Here is a 22,837-nt window from a genome sequence, read left to right as displayed (position 1 = left end):
TTTACGTGGAGGATATGATGAGAAACGATAGACAGAATGATGAAATGCGTCCCACCTCAGTGTTAGTGGACACCTTGGAACATCCCGACGGATCTGTGCTCATACAGTGTGGAAAGACCAAAGTGTTGTGCACTGCTATGATTGAAAACAAAGTGCCTTTCTTCCTCAAAGGGAAAAAGACCGGATGGCTTGCCAGTGAGTATGCCATGCTGCCGGCATCCACTGCAACAAGAAAGGTGCGAGACGCAGCAAGGGGTAAAATTGACGGCCGCAGTCAGGAGATACAGCGGCTTATCGGCCGCAGTTTGCGACAGGCCATCGACCTTACGAAAATTGGAGAACGTACGATTTGGATTGACTGTGACGTTATCTCCGCCGACGGCGGCACTCGTACCACAAGCATTAATGGCGCCTATATTGCCTTAAAACTCGCCATCGACAAATATATGAAAAACGGCCTTATCAAAGAAGATCCTATTAAAAATCAAATTGCAGCGCTTTCTGTCGGCATGGTTGGCGGTACAAAGCTGGTGGATCTGAGCTATCGTGAGGATTCTCGTGCGGATGTGGACTTGAATCTGGTCTTTAATGACCGTTTCGAAATCATTGAAATTCAAGGGACATCAGAAGGTAATCCCTTCACCGTTGAGCAACTCAACGATCTCATTAAACTTGCCAAACCTTCCTTTGAAGAAATTTTCGCTTTACAGCGACGAGCGACGGCGAAGCATAGCAAAAAGGAGTTAACGACACTGGTCCTGTCTACCGACAACAGCCACAAGGTTAAAGAAATAAAGGATTTGCTTGGTGATTTAAATATTGACATTAAAACCAAATCTGACGTATTGGATGCACCTCTTGACGTCGAAGAAACGGCGGATACATTGGAAGGTAACGCTACACTAAAGACCAAAGCGCTTAGGGATAAAACAGACGAAGCGGTCTTTGCCGATGATACCGGGCTTTTTGTGAACAGTCTTGGGGGTGAACCCGGGGTGCATTCTGCACGCTATGCCGAGGCGTATGACCACGACGATGCGATGAATCGCAAGAAACTCCTGGAGCGTTTAGGTGATGCGACAGATCGAAGCGCTTACTTTAAGACGGTCATCTCGTATATTGATAAACACGGCAAGGAGCATCTTTTTGAGGGGATCTGCGAGGGAGACATCGCCACAGAAGCACATGGTGAGCATGGTTTCGGTTATGACAGCTTATTTATTCCCAAGGGTATGGACAAAACTTTTGCGGAACTTACGGAATCGGAAAAAAATGCCATCTCTCATCGAGGGCGTGCACTGGAAAAATTTAAAGCCTTTTTGATGGAACAATAATCGAGTATAACGGCAAAATTTAATCGAAGAGACAGGGTGGTGATTACCCTGTCTCTTTTTTTTGCCTACATTTGAACTTTCGACATCCGTTTTTCCTTAGTACGACTCAGTGCCGTCGCTATTATGGTCGGTCAATAAATGGTCATGAAGTGATACCGATTCAGTCGGGACGCTACCGAGAAAAAAGTCGGGATACTTGATTATGGCATGTGTACTGAAGTAAGACCGGCGTGACTTCGAAGTCTGCTTAGACGTGCCGAGCTATTACGTCAGTTGGACATTGTGAAGGACCTCATAGCTTAGAGTTTTTTATAGACAGAGGCGTGGTATCAGAGCAAGGGGATTGAGATGAGAGTGGCTATTAGTGCTGCGGGATGAAACAACCCCCTCAATGCACGGCTGGTGTTCACTGAGGGGGTTGTTGAGCTTATGTTATTTTGTTGCCGAGTCTTCATTGAGATTCAACTGTCTTAAGTAGGATGTGAATGCCTCGCGAAGTTCGGGGCGTTGCAAACCGTAGGACACCACCGCTTTTAGGTATCCGATCTTTGAGCCGGTGTCAAATCGCTCACCGGTGATGACTTTACCATAGATTGCTTCCGTCTTGGATAGTTCCACCAGAGCATCGGTCAGCTGAATTTCACCGCCTTTGCCCGGCTGGATCTGCTCTAAAATGGGGAAAATGTTGGGACTTATGACGTAACGACCGATGATGGCAAGGTTGGAAGGGGCATCGTCCAGATTCGGCTTTTCCACCATAGCTGTGATATGTTCACCGTCTATAGCTACAATGCCATACTTTGAAGTTTGATCGTAAGGGACTTCAAGCAGTCCTAAGACGGTGCGTTCTTTTTCTTCGTACATGGTTATTAAACTTTGTGATGCGTTGTCTTTGAAATCGATGAGTTCATCGCCAAGCAGCAGTAAAAATGGTTCATTGCCGACAAACGTGGCGGCGCATGATACCGCATGACCCAGACCCAAGGCTTCGTGCTGACGGACAAAATGAATGTTGGCACGGTGATTTAAGCTTTGGACTAAAGCGAGCTCGTCATCTTTATGGGACGTTTTCAATTTGCTTTCCAACTCAAAGTTGGTGTCAAAATAGTCTTCAATGGCGCCCTTACCGCGCCCCAGGATAATGAGTATATCTTCAATGCCGGCGTCCACGGCTTCCTGAATAATCAGATCAATTGTAGGTGTGTCGATGATAGGAAGCATTTCTTTCGGGACGGCTTTGGTAAAGGGCAAGAATCGCGTGCCCAATCCGGCAGCGGGAATGACAGCTTTTGTTATCTTCATTAGTTCACCTCAGGGGTATCTTACCACAAAGTAGCCTGCCACAGAAGATGCAAACACATTCATACATGGACAAGAAATTCTATTTATACTATTATGGAGTAAACAATTTGGAGTGAGTGACACTCAAAACTAACAGAGGTGAAAAGATGATAACACGTGATGAAGCGTATACTTTGTTGACGGAGTATACGAAGTCTGAAGCCTTGATTCAACATGGACTTCAAGTGGAAGCGGCAATGATGGCTTTTGGACGCTATTTCGGTGAAGACGAAACCAAGTATGGGCTTGTCGGTTTGCTCCATGATATTGATTACGACAAGTATCCGGATGAACACTTGCAAAAAGCACCACAGATATTAAAAGACGCCGGTGTGGATGAAGAGATTATTCGCGGCGTTATGGCTCATGGGTATGGTATGGCGAGTGATGTGGAACCTATCTCCAACATGGAAAAGGTGGTCTATACTGTCGATGAGCTCACAGGTATTATCAATGCCTGTTGTTTGCTTCGTCCGTCCAAGTCAGTGTTGGATTTGGAATTGAAGTCGGTCAACAAGAAATTTAAAGATAAAAAATTTGCTGCAGGATGCAACCGGGATGTGATACTGGACGGCTGTCGGCGTCTGGGGATGGAAAAGAATGATGTGATTGAAATCACTCTTCAAGGTCTGAGGGATCGTGCACAGATTTGTGGCTTGAAAGGCAATCTATAGGAGTAGCGATGTTCAAAATTTTAGTTGTAGATGACGAAGAAAAGATCCGGGAAGTTATCAAGACCTACGCCGAATTTGAAGGGCATAAAGTCGTGGAGGCCGGTGACGGATTGGAAGCTATTGAACGATTTAAAGAACAGGAATTTGATGTCATTGTCATGGACGTGATGATGCCGAAGTTGGACGGATTTTCTACGTACAAAGAGATTAAAAAGATTGCTGATACGCCGGTGCTTATGCTCTCGGCGCGGGGAGAAGAGTATGATAAGCTCTTCGGTTTTGAGATTGGCATTGATGACTATGTGGTTAAGCCGTTTTCACCGAGAGAGCTTATGGCGCGACTCAACGTCATTGTGAAGCGTCATCAAAAGACGTTGGAAAATGATGTTGTGGAATTTGAAGGATTGAAGATTGATCTGGATGGCAGAGATGTCTATGTGGATGGGGAGAAAGTCGATATGACGCCGAAAGAGTACGACCTTCTCGTCTATCTTGCCACGAATGAAAACATCGCCTTATCTAGGGATAAGTTGCTTTCCAAAGTTTGGGGTTATGATTTCTATGGCGATGATCGTACGGTAGACACCCACGTGAAAATGCTGCGAAACAGTATCAAAGATTACCGAAAATTCATTGTCACGGTGAGAGGAACGGGTTATAAATTTGACACCACACCAAAAGACGAACTTAGTTAAAAATAGTATGATGTTTAACTTCTGGAAGTATTTCATGCTCTTTGCCGCAGCTATTATTCTGTGTCTTTGGCTGTTTCAGGTTGTGTTTTTAAACCAATTTTACGAGACCATGAAAATTCGAGAAGTCACTAAAATCGGAACCCTTCTTCGTGATAACTTTACGAGTAAAGACTTTGAAAGCAAAGTGTTGAACACCTCTCAAAATAGAGGGATGAACATTGAAGTTATCGATAAAAACGGCTATTTGGTACTGCCGCTGAACTGGGTAGAAGTCATCGTGAATCCAAGAGTTTTGGACCGGGAGAGTTTTAACAAATTTTTTGAGAATGTAGGCTATAAAAAGGATGCCTACAAAATTACGCTAACGAAGTTTAAGTATATTGAAAATACGACGATCGTCTATGGCGGTTATCTTGGCATCAAAGATGGCGAACCCATGTATCTGCTCATCAAAACAAACTTGGAACCTGTCGATGCTGCGGTAGATATTTTAAAAAATATCTTGATGATTGTCACAGGCCTTTCCTTTACTTTGTCGGTGGTAGTGGCCTACTTTATCTCCAAGCGTTTGTCGTCGCCCTTGGTGAAAATGTCAAGGACGGCTCGACAGCTTGCCGGAGGCAATTACAACGTCAGTTTTGATGAAGGGGCCTATTCTGAAATTGACGACCTTTCTCAAACTTTAAACTATGCCACCAATGAGCTAACCAAAACTATTGAAATGCGTAAAGATATCATCGCCAATGTATCTCATGACTTAAAGACGCCTCTTACGGTGATTCGATCTTATGCTGAGATGATTCGTGATATCTCAGGGGATAATCGTGATAAACGTCTCGAACATATTGATATTATTATCAATGAATCGGACAAGCTCACCAAGTTTGTTAACGATCTTTTGGATATTTCAAAGTTGGAAGGCTCTCTCGAGAATGTACACTTGGCTCCTGTGGATTTGAAAGTGCTCACAGAAGATGTACTTCATCGGATGAATGATGATCACGGCATTACCATCGAGGCCATGGCACATCCTGTCATTTTAGCGGATAAACGGAGAATGGAACAGGTGATTTATAATTTTATCACCAATGCCGTGAAGTATACCGGCGCCGATAAAAAAATCCGCATTGTCATAGCATCACATGGTGAAAATCACATTGAATATGCCTGCATTGACAACGGTGAAGGGATTGATGCTAAAAATCGGGATGCAGTTTGGGATCGCTTTTACCGCATTCGGGATAATCAAACCCGTCCGCGGGTAGGGACAGGTCTGGGACTGCACATCGTTAAAAGTATTTTGGAACTCCATGGGTTTGAATATGGTGTGGATTCTGAACTGGGGAAAGGATCAAAATTTTATTTTATAGCTGAAGCATTTAAATTGAATTGAGATGGCTGAAAAAGGCTCTAAGTCTGAAAAAAGGACTTAAGGCCTTTTTTTTATATGGCGTGAGAAAGCATAGAAATTACAGAGAAAATGCGTTAAAATAGAGTCAAGTGGAAGAATGTGGTGCAAAGTGGTTTAATTTGGTGAGATTATGTTAATTGGTGAATATCGACACAGCCTCGATGCCAAACAGCGGGTTATCATACCTGCAAAATTTCGAGAAGAACTCAATGAAAATTTTATAATCACCAAAGGCTTGGACAACTGTCTTTTTATTTATCCAGCGACAGAATGGGAGAAGATTGAAACCAAGCTAAAATCGCTGCCGCTGACCAATCGGGATGTACGAAGTTTTCTTCGAACCTTCTATGCCGGTGCTGTATCTGAATCATTGGATCGTCAAGGCCGTGTCGTTCTTCCTCAAAATTTACGCGACCATGCCCATATTGATAAAGATGTGGTCATTATAGGCGTCAGCACCAGGGTAGAAATTTGGGATTTGAAAACTTGGGAAGCTTACAATGCCGAACAGTCTATGAGCTATGAAGACATAGCGGAGAAAATGGAAGATTTGGGGATTTAAATGACCTTTGAACACATACCGGTGCTTTTTAAAGAAACCATCGAATTGTTAAATATAAAACCCGGCGGTATCTATTTAGACGGGACTGTTGGCGGCGCCGGTCACGGCAGTGAAATCTTACGCCGCATTGGACCCCAAGGACTTTACATCGGCATCGATCAGGATTTAAAAGCCATCGACAAAGCAAAACAGACGTTAAGTCGCGTCGGAGACAATTTCAAACTCTTTCATAGTAACTATAGAGATTTTCAAACCGTCTTAGATGAATTGAATATTGATAAAGTGGATGGGATTCTTTTGGATCTGGGCGTCTCATCTCATCAGTTTGATGAAGGGAGTCGCGGATTCTCGTACAATGTGGATGCCCGACTGGATATGCGTATGGATACTACCCGCGATTTTTCCGCATGGGAAATCGTCAATGAGTACTCGAAGGAAGAGTTGACCAGAATTATCCGAGAATATTCAGAAGAGCGCTTTGCCTCCCGAATTGCTGAGGGTATTGTGCGGGCACGAAGCAATAAATCTGTCGATACCACGTTCGAACTGGTTGATATTATAAAAAAAGCCATACCTGCTAAATTCCGTCAAAATGGACATCCTGCCAAAAAAACATTTCAAGCACTACGCATTGAAACGAATGACGAATTGGGCGTGCTTAGAAGTACGTTGGATAAAATGGTGGGGGCTTTAAGTCCGACAGGTCGAATGGCTGTGATTTCTTTTCATTCGTTGGAAGATCGCATTGTCAAAGAAACTTTTAAATATCTCTACTTAGACTGTATCTGTAGTCCTCAAGCTCCGATATGTACCTGTTCGAAGCGACGGGAGATTGACATCATCACCAGAAAGCCGGTGACGGCATCCCAAGATGAATTGGATCATAATAATCGAGCTCATAGCGCAAAACTTAGAGTTTGTGAAAAACTTTAGGAGTTACCATGTTCAAAGTAAAAGTTAAAGTCAAAAAAAATCGAAATCAGAAAAAACCATTGTATCTTACCTTGGCTATTGTTATTATAATGATTTTAGGGGTTGCAATTTCCTATGGCCAACTATCCGGTCTTGACAAAGAGCTCATGGCATTGGAAAGTGAAATCACGGAATTGAAGAAAAACAAAGTCACGCTTGAAGCTGATATTATGGGCATAAAAAATTCTAAGGATATTCAAGAAGCTGCGATGTATAAACTGGGCATGGTGTATCCGAATGAGAATCAAATTGTATACATTGATATTTCTGAACAGAAAGCTACAGAAAAAGTTAAATACAATGTATTTCTAAGTCCCATTCTATCCGTACTAAAGTCTTTTGATGCGGAGTAGGAGTCATAAATGAAAAAATCTAATCGGAGAGCACATCAGATAAAGAATCGCTTGGCATCGTCCAATGCGAAAATCATCTACATCTTTATTGCGATGGCTCTTTTCTTATGTGTATTAATTATTCGTCTCTTTTGGATTAATATTGTCAGAGGTGAGTCACTGACTCGAGCCGCTTTAAATCAGTTAACCAGTACGGAAGAAGTACAGGCGGATCGGGGGCTGATTTTAGATCGCAATCACAAAGAGTTTGTGGTGAATGTCACAAAGTCCAACGTTTACTACAATATGAACTTTAAGCGAGGAAACACGTACACCGAGAATGAGCGTAAAGAGCGCAATAAGAGCATCGAAGAAGATTCGAAGGCCATCGCTAAAGTCCTGAACGTGAATTGGGAAGACTTAAAAGCAAAATTTAAAGGTGAACGTGTAGTCCTGCTGGCACGGAACGTAGATCGGGATGTAGCAAAAACCTTACAAAATTTAAAGTTATCCCACCTTTCCGTTGAGGATGTGCAGCGACGCTACTATCCTCAGAATTCTATGCTCAGTGAAACGCTGGGGTTTGTCACGGACGATGGGGTTGGACAATATGGCTTAGAGTCCCGTTATGATGACGCCTTAAGCGGAATTTCGGGGAAGACCATATCTATTCGTACCAACACACATTCACAAATTCCTCTGACCGAGGAGGAAAATTATGCCCCGAAAGAAGGGCAGAACTTAATTTTAACCATTGATGGCACCATTCAAAAAATTTGTGAATCTATTGCAGATGCCACACGCATTGATCAGAATGCAGAAGAAGTCAACATCATCGTACAAAATGTGAAGACCGGCGACATCCTCGCCATGGTATCTTCCCAGAGTTATGATGCCAACAATCCGAAGAATCCCGTAGGTGAAGAACAGGAGCGGATATGGGACGGCTTGTCTGATGGAGAGAAAACGGATACGTGGTATAAGAATTGGTCTAATTATAATGTAAGCTCGCAGTTCGAACCCGGTTCGACCTTTAAGGTCTTTACGGCGGCTGCCGCGTTGGAGCAAGCCACCACATATCCTATGAAAGAATACTACTGTCCCGGCTATTATGATGCTTTTAAAGATGCAGTCATTAAATGTTCATCCACTAACCGGGGGAAGAAAACGATGGAGCAGGCCATGATTGAATCCTGCAACGTCACGTTAATCAACATGGCGAATGAGCTTGGTAAGGATTCTTTTTTAAACTACATTAAGTCTTTCGGATTTGGGGAACGTACAGGGATTGACTTACCGGCAGAAGCCGTTGGGACTGTACCGAAGAAAGCATCTGACATCTCCGGTGTGAACCTTGCCACGATGAGTTATGGTCATGGGGTTGCTGTAACGCCGATTCAGCTCATCAACAGTTTTACTGCAATAGTAAATGGCGGCGATCTGCTCACCCCTAAGATTGCTGACAGTCTTGAAGATCGCAGCGGCAACGTGATAAAAAAGTTTGAGCCTCAAATCAAGCGTAAAATTATTTCGGAACAAACTTCGCAACAGATGCTGGACATTCTCTATAAAGTTGTGGAGGAAGGTACCGGTAAAAAAGCGCGTGTAGAAGGTTACAAGATCGGCGGCAAAACCGGTACGGCTTATATACCGTCGGAGGCCGGCGGATATGAAGACGCCTATATCTCATCCTTCTTAGGCGTAGCGCCTGTGGACAATCCTGAGATTTCTGTGCTTGTGGTAGTACAAAAGCCTGTCGGCAATTTCTACGCAGCGACGGTGGCTGCACCGGCAGCAGGGGAGGTTTTTGAAAAGACCTTGGAACACCTCGGTGTAAAACGCGAAGTGAAGGAAGCGACTGATGGCGAAGCTGTGAGCGTTCCAAACTTGATGAACAGACTGGTTAGCGATGCCGGCAGAGAGCTGGTAGATTTGGGACTTAAGTTCAATACGAATGTTGAGGATTTAAGTGATGCCAGTGTGGTAGTAAAACAAACGCCGAATCCGGAAACTGTGGTAAGTCAAGGCAGCATTGTCGACCTTTTTGTATCCACAAAAGAAGCGCCGATTATGCCAGACTTGACCGGAATGTCCAAGAAGGAAGCTCAACAGGTTTTAAAAGATCTCGATGTAAGCTATAATATGAAGGGTGAGGGATACGTGGTGGACCAATCCGTTCAACCCGGAACAAAACTTAAAGAAGGTACGGTCATTACATTTGAAATGAGCGAACAAATTTCATCGACGGATACGAAGGATTCAGGCAATGAAACGCATAGGCCCTCAGAAAAAACTATGAATACAGCGAGTGAAACTATGTCAAATACGACCTCAAATCACGCACATCATCACGATATTGGGGAAGAACCTCGAAACGCTTCAAATGAGGAATGACAATAATTTCAAACTCCGCTTTAGTAAATTAAGGATGATTGGATGAACACATTTAAAGATGATTTGCCACTTTTGGTGTTGGCCTGTTTAGCGGCCGTCTTATTTCCCTTTTGGACTCCCTTGGCTATAATTATTGCGCTAGTCTCGGGACATTTTCTCGTACCGTTTTTGCGGCGTTTAAAAGCAGGACAGGCCATTCGTGAAGAGGGTCCTAAGAGTCATTTAAAAAAAGGCGGTACACCGACTATAGGGGGAATCATCTTTTTATTCAGCACGCTTTTGGTCAGTCTGCTTGCTATAAAGATGCCGGCAACAGACGTATTGATGATTCTGTTTACGACATTTGCCTTTGGCGCTGTCGGATTTATTGACGACTATATCAAAGTCATAAAAAATCGGAATTTGGGTTTGACGGCAGAGCAAAAACTTTCGCTGCAAATCCTTGTGGCCATAGTCATCATCGGTTATGAATTTATCAAGGGGGAACCGACTTCAATTTTGATTCCCGGCTTAGATCGCACAGTGGATCTGGGATGGTTTTATGTTCCTTTTATTATTTTTGTCGTAGTGGGGACGGTAAATTCCGTCAACTTAACTGATGGATTGGATGGTCTTTCTTCCAGTGTGACCATTATCGTCATGGTTTTCTTTTACATTGTGTCGGTAAAGCTTGGAGCTTACTCTATTGCGACTTTCTGCATCGTGTTGGCAGGATCGCTACTAGGGTTTCTCTTCTACAACAAGTATCCCGCCAAGGTATTTATGGGGGATACAGGTTCCCTCGCCTTAGGCGGTGCGGTCGTGTCTGTGGCCATTCTCTTGAAGTTGCCTCTGATTTTGCCTTTGGCGTGTGGCGTGTATTTCATGGAGACTTTGAGTGTTATTATTCAGGTGGTCTCTTTTAAAACCACGGGACGACGGGTGTTTAAAATGTCACCCCTGCATCATCATTTTGAAGAATCGGGATGGAAAGAGACCAAGGTAGTCAGTGCGTTTGTCCTGGCACAGCTGGTACTCTGTGTCATCTCTTATATACTGTTATTTATGTGAGGTAGTCTATGCAACACGTACTCATTATTGGAATGGGCATTACCGGCCGTTCCATGGCAAAAAAATTAGCGGAGAAAGGCATCCGGTGTTTTGGTTTTGACGACAAAGATTTGGCAGAGGGGGTTGCGCCTTTTGAAACGTTTGAGGCGACACCGGTGGACGCCATTATTAAAAGTCCGGGGATTCGGCCGGATCACCCATTGATACTTGAAGGCGAAAGGTTGGGTCTTTCGGTCTACAGCGATTTGGATATCTTTGGACGCTATTTTCAGCATACCATTCTTGCTGTGACGGGAACCAATGGCAAGACCACGACGACAAGTCTCATCGCTTCGATCTTGGAGCAGTCTCACAAGGCCCAAGCTATCGGCAATATTGGTGTCGGTGTTATGGATGCTATTGACAGCGATAATGAGATGGTGGTAGTGGAGTGCAGCTCCTTTCAATTAGCTTTTTCAAACAGTTTTCACCCTAATGTCGCAGTTATCACGAACATTTCTCCGGATCATTTGGATTGGCATGGCACGTTCAATAATTACAGAGATGCAAAACTCAATGTTCTTTCTCAGTTGACAGAGAAAGATTTTTGTGTGTTGAATTATCATGATTCAGAGCTTCAGTCACTTGACACATCGGCGAAAGTTGTTTATTTTTCGCTTGATGACTTTGGGAAAAACGGCGCGTTTATTCGAGATAACACCTTCTGTTATCGCACGGGAGAAGCTGTCGAAGCGATTATGTCAGTCAAGGACGTTCAGCTCATTGGCAATCACAATCTTGAAAATATTTTGGCGGCCATTTGTGCAGTCAAGGTGCTTAATGTCGATAATAAAGACATTGAAATGGCACTTAAAGCATTTGAAGGTGTAGAGCACCGTTTGGAATATGTCACGACCAAGGGCGGGGTGGCCTTTTATAACGACTCGAAAGGTACCAACCCGGATTCCAGTATCAAGGCGGTGAGTGCTTTCGAAAAACGCCTTCACCTTATTGCCGGCGGTTACCAAAAATATGCGGACTATACCGAACTGCTGGAAATTGCAAAGGGTAAACTGGCAGGCCTCTATCTCATTGGAGAAACGGCACCAGACATTAAAAAGGTGGCTGATGGGCTGGGAATAGGCAATAACATGTATGCCAATTTGGAAGACGCCGTTTTAGCAGCATATCATAATAGTGAGGCGGGAGACAGTATACTTCTCTCTCCGGCCTGTGCGTCATGGGATATGTATGAGAGCTATGAAGTTAGGGGACGGCATTTTAAACGTGTGGTGAACAATCTTGAAGATTAAAGGGAAAAAAAGGGGCGATCTGATTTTTTTTATCATCGTCCTCTTACTCATTGGCTCGGGGATGGCGGCGGTGACTTCAGCGTCCTATCCTGAAGGCTTAAAAGAGTTTTCTGACGGCATGTACTTTGCTAAACGTTATATGGCCTATATGGTAGTGGGTTTTGCCGGAATGTTTGTGGCTTATACCTTGCCTCGAGACTTCACGCGCAAGTTTGCACCGCACCTTTTTTATATTACCATCGGCCTTATGCTGTTAGTAGTTTTGGGTTTTGGTAAGGGTTCTCACGGGCAGGATCGCTGGTTTCAAGTCCCGGGGACTTCATTTTCCTTTCAGCCGTCGGACTTTATTAAGATTTCATCTGTACTTTTTTTGGCGAAATTCCTTTCTGAACACCGTCTTGAGCTTTACAAAAAAGACGTGTTTTTCAAAGTGGTACTCATATTAGGTGTTTCTGTTTTGCCTGTCATGCTCAAGGACCTTTCTACGGCTGTTGTCATTGGGGCGAGCTTAATGACTATGTATTTTGTGGCAGGACTGTATATGTATCAGTTTGTGACTTTGTGTGGCTTAGGTGTTTTAGTTCTTATTCCGATGCTCTATAAGTACAGCTACAGACTGACACGGATTTTCAGTTTTTTTAATAAGTCGCAAGGTGCGTTAAACGAAAACTATCAAATCAATCAATCTCTATATGCCATTGCTATGGGCGGTATCGGCGGCGTAGGCTACTTTCGTTCCAGACAAAAATACCAAAATTTGGCGGAAGCTCATAACGACTTTATCTTTTCAGTTATTTGCGAAGAGTTTGGTATGATTGGCGGCATTTTTATTCTGCTGCTGTTTTTAGGTTTTTTTGCTCGAGGATTTGCTATTGCTACGCGATCGAAGAACTATTTTGACAAATATGTAACGGTAGGCCTGACTAGTTTTATCGGCATTCAGGCGTTGATGAATATTGGCGTGGGCATTGGTGTTTTTCCTGTTACAGGGATCACACTGCCATTTATTTCCTACGGAGGCACGGCGCTCATTATTGCCATGACTTCAGCCGGCTTCATACTTCGAGTTTCAAAGGATGTGTAAAATGAGAATCATACTTTCAGGGGGCGGTACTGGAGGCCACATTTATCCGGCACTTGCCATTGCAAATGAAATAAAAAAAAGAGACCCTAAAGGAGCAATTCTCTATATTGGACGTATTGGGGGCCTTGAAGAGGAATTAGTTCAGGAAGCGGGTTTTGAATTTAGAGGCATTCACATTGACGGGTTGCCCCGAAAAGCTCTGAATAAACAGACGGCCATCACGCTATACAATCTCTTTCGAGGGTTAAACGAATGTGGCGGCATCATTAAAGTATTTAAACCAGATGTTGTCATCGGCACGGGAGGCTACGTTTGTGCGCCGGTGGTGTTAAAGGCTCAGCAAAAGGGCATTAAAACCGTCATCCAGGAACAAAATGCGTATCCGGGGAAAACAAACCGATTTTTGGCGAAAAAAGCGGACATTGTGGCTATTAATTTTAAAGAAGCCGAGGCCTATTTAGACTCTGATCATATTCTGTATACCGGCAATCCGGTGAGAGATGATTTTATTCATCTTGATCGAGAGGTTGTGCGAAAGGAACTGGGTTTGTTGCCAACCGATCGTTTCGTCTTATCTTTCGGTGGAAGTGGCGGACAGGAATCAACTAACAATGCGATGCTGGAACTCTTGAAAACAGAGTTGGACTTTAAACTGATGCATATTACCGGTAAAGCGCACTATCAAGAATTCATAAAAAATGCAGCTGACAATCCTATGGCCACAATTTTGGATTATTCCAACGAAATTCCAAAGTATATGGTAGCCAGTGATCTGGTTATTTCCAGTTCCTCGGCGATGACTCTTGCAGAAATTTCACAAGTGGGGCGGGCGAGCATTCTCATTCCAAAAGCTTATACCGCAGGCAATCATCAACATTTTAATGCGATGAGCTATAAAGATGCCGGTGCAGCTGAAGTCATTACGGAAGACCTATTAAACGGCACGACGCTCAAAGCTGTGATTGAAGATTTGTTGCAGCATGATGAAAAGCGTCATGTTATGGAGACGGCAACTCATGGATTGGGTAATCTCGATGGCGTAAAAAACTGTGTTGATGCTATTGAAAAACTGATATGAATTCATTACGACGTAATAAAACCATTCAGCGGCGCAGACAGACCAAAAAATTTATTCGCCGCTTTTTTATGCTTCTTGCAGTTATTGTAGTCATTCTTTTTATCCTTGCAAGCCGTGGGCTTTTTAATGTGACTGCAATTCGTGTGACAGGTAACGGGTCTGTGAAACAAACTGATATTATTAAAGCGTCAGGGTTTGAAATCGGACAGAATTACTTTGGACGAGCCAAGTCTACTCGTATTGAAGACATAAAAAAATTGCCTCAGCTAGACAATGTTAAAATTTCTATGAATTTCAGCCGACAGGTGAATATTGAAGTGGCACTTCGTGAAGCAAAGTATCAGGTGGAAAATTTTATGGAGTATTTCGTTTTGGACGATGAGTTGCGCATTATTGACACTCAATCCGATGCACTCAAGGTGCCTATCATTCATGATACGTTTGATAAAAAAGAGCTGAAGTTGGGCAACTTTTTATATCAAGATACAGCACTGAATTTCTTAAAAATGTTAAATGAACGACCGCTCTATGACAGTGTGGCGCAGATCGATTTGGCTCAAGGAAATTTCACATTGACTTTGCAAAACGGTGTCACTGTGATCTTTGGCAGCGGCGATAATTTGGAATACAAATTTAAGATATTGGATCAGATCCTAAAGGATATAGAGATTACTGGGAAAAAGGTGCGTCGGATTGACTTGGATAAAGACAATCCGGTAGTCGTTGTGGATGAGTTTCCGGGACAGAACGCAACCCCAGAATCTGAACTATCCGTAGAAAATTAGAGGGAATCACCGTTCGGTGGCTATTTTTCCTTAAAACATTGACTATTAGACTTTTATTTCATAAAATAGACTTAATATTAGAAAAATGCACAGAGGAGGATGTTTATGTTGGATTTCGATATGGACCATGACGAATTTGCAAAAATTAAAGTTGTGGGTGTAGGCGGCGGCGGGAACAATGCTGTCAATCGTATGATCAGTGCCGGCGTACAAGGTGTTGAATATATTGTTGCCAATACAGATAGACAAGCTTTAAAGAATTCCCTTGCGGAAACTAAGATTCAAATTGGTGAAAAATTAACTAAAGGTCTTGGAGCAGGTGCCAACCCTGAGATTGGAGAGTCTGCTGCAGAAGAATCTCGGGACGAGTTGCGTGAAGCCCTTGACGGTGCGGATATGGTATTTATTACTGCAGGCATGGGCGGCGGAACAGGAACCGGTGCAGCACCGATTATTGCCGATATTGCCAAAGAACTTGGCCTGCTTACTGTAGGCGTGGTGACTAAACCGTTCACCTTTGAAGGACACAAACGCGCTAAATCCGCTGAACGTGGTATCAATGCACTCAAAGGCGTCGTGGATACCCTCGTTATTATTCCAAACGACAGACTACTCTCTATCTCTGATAAAAAGACCAGTTTCTCCCAAGCGTTTGAAATGGCAGATGACATTTTAAAACAAGGTATTCAAGGTATCTCCGACCTGATTAGCGTACCGAACCTCATCAACCTCGACTTTGCCGACGTCAAGACCATTATGGCAGATAAAGGTGTGGCTCATATGGGTATTGGTATAGCATCAGGGGATGACCGTGCGCAAGAAGCTGCACGCAATGCCATCAATTCTCCTCTTCTGGAAACCTCTATAACCGGAGCAAAATCTGTACTCTTGAACATCACTGCGGGTAATGACTTGGGTATTTTCGAGGTCAATGAAGCGGCAGATCTTATTCGTGACTGTGTTGATGAAGATGCCAATATTATCTTCGGAGCCGGTATTGATGAATCTTTAAAAGATTCAGTTAAGATTACTGTGATTGCGACTGAATTTCAATCTGCCGACGAAGGAAAAGGTAAAAATACTTCCGTGTCCCGCCCTGTCAGTTATCGAGGTAGAGACGTTGTGGAAAAGGATAAAGAAGAAGCTCCTAAAGATCCTAGCGAACTTAACATCCCACCGTTCCTGAGAAATATCAGAAAGTAATTTTGAAAAGACCAAAGACAAGGATGACCTTGTCTTTTTTACTATGCTATAGAAATGAGATTGAATTATGAAATGTCCATATTGCGGATTTACTGAGTCCAAGGTTCTCGATTCACGTCCGACGGATGAGAACAATGCGATTCGACGACGACGAGAGTGTAATAACTGTAAAGAGCGTTTTACCACTTATGAAAAAATTGAACAGATGCCGATTATGGTTATAAAAAAAGACGGCACGAGGGAAGTATTTGACGATGGTAAAATCCTTAAGGGAATTATTAAAAGCGTGGAAAAGCGACCTGTGACTATGGAAGAAGTAGAACAGGCTGTAGCGCATGTGGAAGCCAAAGTAAACAACTCTATGCAAAAGGAAATTTCTTCAACGGAGATTGGTGATATGGTTATGGATGAGCTGAAAAAATTGGATGATGTATCCTACGTGCGATTTGCTTCTGTATATCGTCAGTTTAAAGATGTTGAAAGCTTTATTGCCGAGCTGGAAGAGATTATAAAGAACAAACAGTAATGGATTTATTCAGTTTAAATTTGCAGAACAATTTAAAACGGACGCAGCCTTTAGCAGAAGCCATGCGTCCTCGCACTCTGGATGAGGTTCTGGGGCAAGAGCATTTACTTGGTGAAGGGAGATACTTAAGGCGTGCGATCTTGGCGGACAGGGTGCCGTCCTTAATTCTCTACGGGCCGCCCGGGGTAGGTAAGACCACGATTGCTAAGGTTATTGCAAAGGTCACGTCTAAGAATTTTTTTCAGATCTCCGCGGTTACGTCCAATCTTAAAGAAATGCGTGAAGTGCTAAAAAGTGCTGAAGATGCGCTGAAGTTTGACAATACTTCCAATATTCTCTTCATCGATGAAATCCATCGATTTAACAAGACGCAACAGGATGCCTTGCTGCCTTTTGTAGAGAAAGGTATTGTCACGCTCATTGGAGCTACTACGGAAAATCCTTATTTTGAAGTGAATAAGGCACTCTTGTCCCGCTGTCAGGTCTTAAGTCTTAAAGCGTTGGAGACTGAGGATATTAAAAAGGGGCTGCGTCATATTATCGATACTTTAAATGAACCGGTAGACATCGATGATAAGGCTTTGGACTTTCTGGCTCGAGCCAGCGGTGGGGATATGCGGCGTGCGATTAACGGTTTGGAGATAGCTGTGTACTCCACACCGGAAGTAAATGGTGTGATTACTATTGACGCTCAGGTTATGGAAGATTCCATTCAAGAGAAGCAACTTATCTATGATAAAGACGGCAATGAGCATTATGATGTTATCTCGGCTTTTATCAAGGCAATGAGAGGCTCCGATCCAGACGGCGCACTGTATTATTTGGCGCGAATGCTGGAGAGTGGAGAAGATCCTCGCTTTATTGCACGACGAATGATGGTTTTGGCGTCGGAGGATGTGGGTAATGCCGACCCTATGGCTTTAAGCGTGGCTGCGGCGGCGCACTATGCCACGACGGTTATCGGCCTTCCGGAGTGCCGGCTGAACTTAGCTCAAGCGGTTATTTATCTTGCCTGTGCACCAAAATCGAACCGTTCCTATGAAGGGCTCAATAAAGCTGTTGATGAAGTCAAACATACTTCAGCGGCGGTGCCGATGTACCTTCGCGACAGACACAACCCGAATGTGGATCACGACGCAAAGTATCTGTATCCCCACAACTATCCGGGCAGTTACGTTGTGCAGCGTTATTTGCCAGATACTATTCAAGGCGGATATTATAAACCTACAAATCACGGCTATGAAAAACAGATTAAAACGTATCTGGAAAGCTTGAACCGATCGTCTCAAAATTGACAAAAAGTGGCTATTTAGCTATAATTTATCTATTGTTTAGGAGGAGGCATTATGAAACTTACCATACGAGAGGTATTAAAAGAATATAAAAAGTTCATCGATCAAGATATCGTCATTGAAGGTTGGATTAAGACAAGTCGCAGCTCAAAGAATATCGGGTTCATTGAACTTACTGACGGCACGTCTTTTTCAAGCCTTCAAATTGTCTATGGAGATGATTTGGAAAACTTTAAAGATATTGAAAAGTACACCATCAGCTCATCGCTGACCATCGAAGGTAAAGTTGTGGAAAGTCCGGGCAAAAATCAGGACATTGAAATCCATGCTACAAAAATTACTCCAATTTGTCTTTCTCAAAGTGATTACCCGCTTCAAAAGAAGCGCCACACTGTAGAGTATTTACGGACTCAGGCTCATTTCCGACCACGGACCAACTTGTTTAATGCAGTATTTCGAGTACGGTCACTTGCAGCCTTTGCCATTCATAAATTTTTTAATGAGAAAGGGTTCGTCTATGCCCATACCCCAATTCTGACCTCATCTGATGCCGAAGGGGCTGGTGAAATGTTCCAAGTGACCACCTTGGATTTAACTGATCCGCCAAAGACTGACGGCTGTGTGGACTATAGGGAAGACTTCTTTGATAAACCGGTTCACCTCACCGTGTCCGGACAGTTGGAAGCTGAAATTATGGCAGAAGCTTTTACCAATGTCTATACCTTCGGCCCGACATTTCGTGCTGAAAATTCCAATACAGCCAGACATGCGGCAGAGTTTTGGATGATTGAGCCGGAAATGGCTTTTGCTGATATCAAAGTTTGTATGGATATTGCAGAAGAGCACATTAAATATATCATTAATTATGTACTGGACAATGCACCGGAAGAGATGGAATTTTTTTCAAAATTTGTGGATAAAGGCCTCCTCGAACGTCTTCACAATGTGGTAAATAATGAATTTGCACGTATTACGTACACCGAAGCTATCGACATTTTAAAAGAAGCCAAAGTGGAATTTGCCTATCCAGTGGAATGGGGCATTGATCTTCAAACTGAGCATGAGCGCTATATCACTGAACAAGTTTTTAAAAAACCGGTGTTTGTTACCGACTACCCTAAGGCAATTAAGGCTTTTTACATGAAAGGGAATGATGATAAAGATGCCCCTGACCGACCAACAGTTGCGGCGATGGATCTTTTAGTGCCGGGGGTCGGTGAAATTATCGGCGGGTCTCAACGTGAACACCGATTGGATGTTTTGGAAGCGAAGATGAAAGATTTGAAGATGGATCTTGAAAATTATCAATGGTATTTGGATTTGAGACGTTACGGATCCGTTCCTCACTCCGGCTATGGTCTCGGTTTTGAACGGGTAATTATGTATATCACCGGGGTCTCCAATATTCGCGACGTCCTTCCATTCCCTCGTACTGTCGGTTCATGTGAATTTTAGGAGGCACTATGCAAACATATCATCCAAATCAGATCGAAAAAAAATGGCAGGCCTTTTGGGACGAACACGGCACCTATGTCACAAAAAACGACTACGATAAAGAGCCGTTCTATGCGCTGATTGAATTTCCTTATCCGTCAGGGCAGGGTCTTCACGTGGGTCATCCCCGTCCTTACACGGCACTGGATATTGTGGCGCGCAAGCGCCGCTATGAAGGTTATAACGTCTTATTTCCAATGGGATGGGACGCTTTTGGTCTGCCAACTGAAAACTATGCGATTAAAAATAAGATTCATCCTGAACAAGTTACCAAGCAAAATGTAGCACACTTTAAGGAGCAGTTGAAATCCATCGGATTTTCTTTTGACTGGACGAGGGAAATAAATACCACGGATCCAAGTTATTATAAATGGACACAATGGATTTTCTTACAACTTTTTAAACACGGCTTAGCATATAAGACAGAGATGCCGATTAACTGGTGTCCATCTTGTAAGGTCGGTCTTTCTAATGAAGAAGTGGTAGGGGGTGCCTGCGAGCGCTGTGGCACACAAGTTGTCCACAAAGTGAAGAGCCAGTGGATGCTTAAAATCACAGAGTATGCCGACAAGCTAATCGATGATTTAGACGATTTAGATTTTATTGACAGGGTAAAGGCTCAGCAGGTCAATTGGATTGGAAGAAGTCACGGTGCCAAAATGCGATTTGCGTTAGAAGGTACTGATGACAAGCTGGAAGTTTTCACTACCCGTCCTGATACAGTTTTCGGCGCCACGTACATGGTCATTGCGCCGGAACACCCTATGGTGCAAAAATATCGGGATCGTCTTAAAAATATCGACGAGATTGATGCCTATATTGAGCAGGTACAAAAAAAATCGGACTTCGAGCGCGCGGAGATGAATAAAGACAAAACCGGCGTGGAATTAAAAGGTCTTCGTGCCGTCAATCCACTTAGCGGTAGATCCATTCCGGTCTGGATTTCAGATTATGTGTTGATGAGCTATGGCACAGGTGCTATTATGGCTGTTCCTGCTCACGATGAACGGGATTATGAATTTGCGACGAAGTTTGGCATGGAGATTATTCCTGTCATTGATGGAGGCAACGTTGAGGATGGTGCGTACACCGGCAAAGAAGAAGGCAAGATGATTAATTCCGACTTCTTAAACGGTATGACAGCCAAAGATGCCATTGAGACCATGCTCGACTATGTAGAAGCGCACGACATCGGGAAGCGAACGACGAACTTTAAGCTCAGAGATTGGGTTTTTTCACGCCAACGGTACTGGGGTGAACCGATGCCTCTGGTGTATTGCGAAGATTGTGGTTGGGTGCCCGTTCCTGAAGAAGAATTGCCGGTGCTGTTGCCGGATGTGGAAAACTACGAACCTACCGATGATGGCGAAAGTCCTCTTGCATCGATGACCGATTGGGTGAATACCACCTGTCCAAAATGCGGAAAGCCGGCTAAACGAGAAACGGATACCATGCCGCAGTGGGCAGGATCGTCATGGTATTTTATTCGCTATATTGATCCTCATAACGATGAGGCTCTTGCAGATCCGGAAGCCATGGCATACTGGCTGCCTGTAGATTGGTACAACGGCGGTATGGAACACACCACGCTGCACTTGCTTTACTCACGTTTTTGGCACAAGTTCCTCTACGATATTGGAGTAGTGCCAACTAAAGAACCTTATGCAAAGCGGACCTCTCACGGCATGATTCTCGGAGAGAATGGAGAAAAGATGTCTAAGTCACGAGGCAATGTGGTCAATCCGGATGAGATTATCGCACAGTACGGTGCAGATACACTTCGTGTGTATGAGATGTTTATTGGTGATTTTGAGAAAGGTGCGCCATGGTCTGACAGTGGCGTGAAAGGCGCTCGCCGTTTCCTGGAACGTGTGTGGAATCTTCAGAGTATTTTAAAAGATGGCGATACCTATACGCTTGAGAATGAAAAAGCTGTTCATAAAGCTATAAAAAAGGTCTCTTATGACTACGAAAATCTTAAAGCCAATACGGCGATTGCGACGCTGATGAGCCTGGTCAACACCTTTAACGACAATGGTGTGCTTTCCAAGGAAGACTTCAGAACGTTTCTTATGCTCTTAAATCCTGTAGCACCGCACATCACCGAAGAGCTTTGGGAACAAAATAACTTAGGCGGTTATTTACATGAACACGCATGGCCGCAATACGATGAGGCAAAAGTTCAGGATGACACGATTGAGTTGCCGGTTCAATTTAACGGCAAAGTGAAATTCACTGTGACTGTGGCCAAAGGTGCTGACGAAGACACAGTTAAAGCGGCAGTACAAAGCAACGATCAATTTGAAGCCTTCTTAGGGGATAAACATGTGGTCAAGGCCATTTATGTGCCGAACCGCATCTATAATATTGTTGTAAAATAAATATCCACAGACCTTGTCCCGCACAAGGTCTTTTCACTCTGGAGGTGAGCCATGAACAGCATGACAGGTTATGGAAGAGGAGAGTTTGTCGGCGAGACGTACAGTATCAAAGTGGAAATTCGAAGTGTCAACAATCGCTTTACTGATGTGAATATTCGTCTGCCACATATACTATTCCCCTTCGAGGAAGGTATTCGCAGGGCTATTAAAAGTGCAGTGGCACGAGGAAAGCTGGATGTCTATATCAACTTGAAGAAAGATCCTTCGTGTGCTGCGACAGTACAGCTTAATAAATCTTTAGCTCAAGCCTATCTGAACGCTCTTGAAGATTTTTATCACGAGTCAAAGTTTCATTCGATGCCACGCCCTCGCTTTATCGATATTTTAGAAATGGATGGGGTGTTGGAATTGGTGGAAGGTGAGGATGATGAAAATATTTATAAAGCAGGTCTCTTCCAAGCTTTAGAGGAGGCGCTCACCAATCTCTTGGAAATGCGTCGCAACGAAGGTGAAAATCTCAAAGCATCTATGATAAACGATCGCAGTGCATTGGAAGGAATTATTGAACAGGTGGCGACACGTGCGCCACAGGTGATTGAAGACAATCGCAGGTCACTTAAAGACAGAGTAGAGCGTGAGCTTAAAGATGTGGCTTTGGATGAAGGGCGTTTGGCGACAGAGCTTGCCATCATGAGCGACAAACTTGCTATTGATGAAGAAATTCAACGACTTTATTCCCATTTAAATCAATTTGATAGTATAATACAAACTAAAGAACCTGCAGGGCGGAAGCTGGACTTTTTAATTCAAGAGTTCAATCGAGAGATCAATACCATCGGATCTAAGACCTCTGATGCAGACAGTTTAAATTTGGTTGTGGAGATGAAGAGCATCGTTGAAAAGCTCCGCGAGCAAACTCAAAATATAGAATAATAGA

20 protein-coding genes are annotated in these 22,837 nt (G+C 43.5%); 19 read left to right on the top strand and 1 reads right to left on the bottom strand.

Annotation, left to right across the window (positions count from 1 at the left end):
* Nucleotides 1–14: 14 nt before the first annotated feature.
* Nucleotides 15–1,334 (top strand): ribonuclease PH, encoded by a 1,320-nt coding sequence (gene rph / locus O6R05_RS08270; RefSeq protein WP_313791011.1) that lies wholly within the window; start codon nucleotides 15–17, stop codon nucleotides 1,332–1,334.
* A gap of 432 nt (nucleotides 1,335–1,766) precedes the next feature.
* Here rph and galU read toward each other — a convergent pair whose 3' ends face one another.
* A complete protein-coding gene (gene galU, locus O6R05_RS04510; protein WP_271190811.1) occupies nucleotides 1,767–2,636 on the bottom strand; it encodes a UTP--glucose-1-phosphate uridylyltransferase GalU in 870 nt (289 codons plus the stop codon).
* Nucleotides 2,637–2,782: 146 nt separating this feature from the next.
* On the opposite strand from galU, the gene O6R05_RS04505 reads away from it, so the two are divergent.
* From O6R05_RS04505 to O6R05_RS04420, 18 genes are all read left to right on the top strand, one after another.
* The gene (locus O6R05_RS04505; RefSeq protein WP_271190810.1) at nucleotides 2,783–3,349 is read left to right on the top strand and encodes an HD domain-containing protein; all 567 of its coding nucleotides are present in this window, start codon (nucleotides 2,783–2,785) and stop codon (nucleotides 3,347–3,349) included.
* Nucleotides 3,350–3,357: 8 nt separating this feature from the next.
* On the top strand, nucleotides 3,358–4,044 hold the full coding sequence (locus tag O6R05_RS04500) for a response regulator transcription factor (RefSeq protein ID WP_271190809.1): 687 nt from the start codon (nucleotides 3,358–3,360) through the stop codon (nucleotides 4,042–4,044).
* Nucleotides 4,013–5,437, top strand: a complete 1,425-nt coding sequence (locus O6R05_RS04495) for a sensor histidine kinase (protein WP_271190808.1) — start codon at nucleotides 4,013–4,015, stop codon at nucleotides 5,435–5,437. The genes O6R05_RS04500 and O6R05_RS04495 overlap by 32 nt, the downstream gene beginning before the upstream one ends.
* A gap of 148 nt (nucleotides 5,438–5,585) precedes the next feature.
* Entirely contained in the window at nucleotides 5,586–6,017 is a 432-nt protein-coding gene (gene mraZ, locus O6R05_RS04490; RefSeq protein ID WP_271190807.1) for a division/cell wall cluster transcriptional repressor MraZ, read from the top strand.
* Nucleotides 6,018–6,950, top strand: coding sequence for a 16S rRNA (cytosine(1402)-N(4))-methyltransferase RsmH (rsmH, locus tag O6R05_RS04485; protein ID WP_271190806.1), 933 nt, complete (start codon nucleotides 6,018–6,020; stop codon nucleotides 6,948–6,950).
* 8 nt (nucleotides 6,951–6,958) lie between these two features.
* Nucleotides 6,959–7,342: an FtsB family cell division protein gene (locus O6R05_RS04480; RefSeq protein ID WP_271190805.1), complete on the top strand. Its 384-nt coding sequence runs from the start codon at nucleotides 6,959–6,961 to the stop codon at nucleotides 7,340–7,342.
* A gap of 9 nt (nucleotides 7,343–7,351) precedes the next feature.
* Nucleotides 7,352–9,715: a penicillin-binding transpeptidase domain-containing protein gene (locus tag O6R05_RS04475; RefSeq protein ID WP_271190804.1), complete on the top strand. Its 2,364-nt coding sequence runs from the start codon at nucleotides 7,352–7,354 to the stop codon at nucleotides 9,713–9,715.
* A gap of 42 nt (nucleotides 9,716–9,757) precedes the next feature.
* Nucleotides 9,758–10,765, top strand: coding sequence for a phospho-N-acetylmuramoyl-pentapeptide-transferase (gene mraY / locus O6R05_RS04470; RefSeq protein WP_271190803.1), 1,008 nt, complete (start codon nucleotides 9,758–9,760; stop codon nucleotides 10,763–10,765).
* A gap of 8 nt (nucleotides 10,766–10,773) precedes the next feature.
* Nucleotides 10,774–12,057 carry a UDP-N-acetylmuramoyl-L-alanine--D-glutamate ligase gene (gene murD / locus O6R05_RS04465; protein ID WP_271190802.1) on the top strand — a complete coding sequence of 428 codons (1,284 nt, stop codon included), beginning with the start codon at nucleotides 10,774–10,776 and terminating at the stop codon, nucleotides 12,055–12,057.
* Complete coding sequence (locus O6R05_RS04460) at nucleotides 12,047–13,141, top strand: FtsW/RodA/SpoVE family cell cycle protein (RefSeq protein ID WP_271190801.1); 1,095 nt, start codon at nucleotides 12,047–12,049, stop codon at nucleotides 13,139–13,141. The genes murD and O6R05_RS04460 overlap by 11 nt, the downstream gene beginning before the upstream one ends.
* A 1-nt stretch (nucleotide 13,142) precedes the next feature.
* Nucleotides 13,143–14,219 carry a UDP-N-acetylglucosamine--N-acetylmuramyl-(pentapeptide) pyrophosphoryl-undecaprenol N-acetylglucosamine transferase gene (locus O6R05_RS04455; protein WP_271190800.1) on the top strand — a complete coding sequence of 359 codons (1,077 nt, stop codon included), beginning with the start codon at nucleotides 13,143–13,145 and terminating at the stop codon, nucleotides 14,217–14,219.
* The gene (locus O6R05_RS04450; protein WP_271190799.1) at nucleotides 14,216–15,004 is read left to right on the top strand and encodes a cell division protein FtsQ/DivIB; all 789 of its coding nucleotides are present in this window, start codon (nucleotides 14,216–14,218) and stop codon (nucleotides 15,002–15,004) included. The genes O6R05_RS04455 and O6R05_RS04450 overlap by 4 nt, the downstream gene beginning before the upstream one ends.
* A 105-nt stretch (nucleotides 15,005–15,109) precedes the next feature.
* Nucleotides 15,110–16,207, top strand: coding sequence for a cell division protein FtsZ (ftsZ, locus tag O6R05_RS04445; protein WP_271190798.1), 1,098 nt, complete (start codon nucleotides 15,110–15,112; stop codon nucleotides 16,205–16,207).
* Nucleotides 16,208–16,274: 67 nt separating this feature from the next.
* Nucleotides 16,275–16,733 (top strand): transcriptional regulator NrdR, encoded by a 459-nt coding sequence (gene nrdR, locus O6R05_RS04440; RefSeq protein WP_271190797.1) that lies wholly within the window; start codon nucleotides 16,275–16,277, stop codon nucleotides 16,731–16,733.
* A complete protein-coding gene (locus O6R05_RS04435) occupies nucleotides 16,733–18,028 on the top strand; it encodes a replication-associated recombination protein A (RefSeq protein ID WP_271190796.1) in 1,296 nt (431 codons plus the stop codon). The genes nrdR and O6R05_RS04435 overlap by 1 nt, the downstream gene beginning before the upstream one ends.
* A gap of 51 nt (nucleotides 18,029–18,079) precedes the next feature.
* Nucleotides 18,080–19,480, top strand: a complete 1,401-nt coding sequence (gene asnS / locus O6R05_RS04430) for an asparagine--tRNA ligase (protein ID WP_271190795.1) — start codon at nucleotides 18,080–18,082, stop codon at nucleotides 19,478–19,480.
* Between the two features lie 8 nt (nucleotides 19,481–19,488).
* Entirely contained in the window at nucleotides 19,489–21,900 is a 2,412-nt protein-coding gene (gene leuS, locus O6R05_RS04425) for a leucine--tRNA ligase (protein WP_271190794.1), read from the top strand.
* Nucleotides 21,901–21,951: 51 nt separating this feature from the next.
* On the top strand, nucleotides 21,952–22,833 hold the full coding sequence (locus O6R05_RS04420; RefSeq protein WP_271190793.1) for a YicC/YloC family endoribonuclease: 882 nt from the start codon (nucleotides 21,952–21,954) through the stop codon (nucleotides 22,831–22,833).
* The last annotated feature ends 4 nt before the right edge of the window (nucleotides 22,834–22,837 follow it).

The organism is Peptoniphilus equinus (assembly GCF_027921445.1).
Classification (GTDB): domain Bacteria; phylum Bacillota; class Clostridia; order Tissierellales; family Peptoniphilaceae; genus Peptoniphilus; species Peptoniphilus equinus.
Note: the sequence above shows the minus strand (reverse complement) of the source record. Positions and strands in the feature narration are given on the sequence as shown.

Excerpts from the sequence above, each read along its gene's own strand:
- nrdR (WP_271190797.1), top strand. The coding sequence starts at position 16,275 with ATGAAATGTCCATATTGCGGATTTACTGAGTCCAAGGTTCTCGATTCA.
- mraY (WP_271190803.1), top strand. The coding sequence starts at position 9,758 with ATGAACACATTTAAAGATGATTTGCCACTTTTGGTGTTGGCCTGTTTA.
- galU (WP_271190811.1), bottom strand. The coding sequence starts at position 2,636 with ATGAAGATAACAAAAGCTGTCATTCCCGCTGCCGGATTGGGCACGCGA.
- O6R05_RS04435 (WP_271190796.1), top strand. The coding sequence starts at position 16,733 with ATGGATTTATTCAGTTTAAATTTGCAGAACAATTTAAAACGGACGCAG.
- O6R05_RS04505 (WP_271190810.1), top strand. The coding sequence starts at position 2,783 with ATGATAACACGTGATGAAGCGTATACTTTGTTGACGGAGTATACGAAG.
- leuS (WP_271190794.1), top strand. The coding sequence starts at position 19,489 with ATGCAAACATATCATCCAAATCAGATCGAAAAAAAATGGCAGGCCTTT.
- O6R05_RS04455 (WP_271190800.1), top strand. The coding sequence starts at position 13,143 with ATGAGAATCATACTTTCAGGGGGCGGTACTGGAGGCCACATTTATCCG.
- O6R05_RS04480 (WP_271190805.1), top strand. The coding sequence starts at position 6,959 with ATGTTCAAAGTAAAAGTTAAAGTCAAAAAAAATCGAAATCAGAAAAAA.
- rph (WP_313791011.1), top strand. The coding sequence starts at position 15 with ATGATGAGAAACGATAGACAGAATGATGAAATGCGTCCCACCTCAGTG.
- murD (WP_271190802.1), top strand. The coding sequence starts at position 10,774 with ATGCAACACGTACTCATTATTGGAATGGGCATTACCGGCCGTTCCATG.
- O6R05_RS04475 (WP_271190804.1), top strand. The coding sequence starts at position 7,352 with ATGAAAAAATCTAATCGGAGAGCACATCAGATAAAGAATCGCTTGGCA.
- O6R05_RS04450 (WP_271190799.1), top strand. The coding sequence starts at position 14,216 with ATGAATTCATTACGACGTAATAAAACCATTCAGCGGCGCAGACAGACC.
- ftsZ (WP_271190798.1), top strand. The coding sequence starts at position 15,110 with ATGTTGGATTTCGATATGGACCATGACGAATTTGCAAAAATTAAAGTT.
- asnS (WP_271190795.1), top strand. The coding sequence starts at position 18,080 with ATGAAACTTACCATACGAGAGGTATTAAAAGAATATAAAAAGTTCATC.
- O6R05_RS04420 (WP_271190793.1), top strand. The coding sequence starts at position 21,952 with ATGAACAGCATGACAGGTTATGGAAGAGGAGAGTTTGTCGGCGAGACG.
- mraZ (WP_271190807.1), top strand. The coding sequence starts at position 5,586 with ATGTTAATTGGTGAATATCGACACAGCCTCGATGCCAAACAGCGGGTT.
- O6R05_RS04500 (WP_271190809.1), top strand. The coding sequence starts at position 3,358 with ATGTTCAAAATTTTAGTTGTAGATGACGAAGAAAAGATCCGGGAAGTT.
- rsmH (WP_271190806.1), top strand. The coding sequence starts at position 6,018 with ATGACCTTTGAACACATACCGGTGCTTTTTAAAGAAACCATCGAATTG.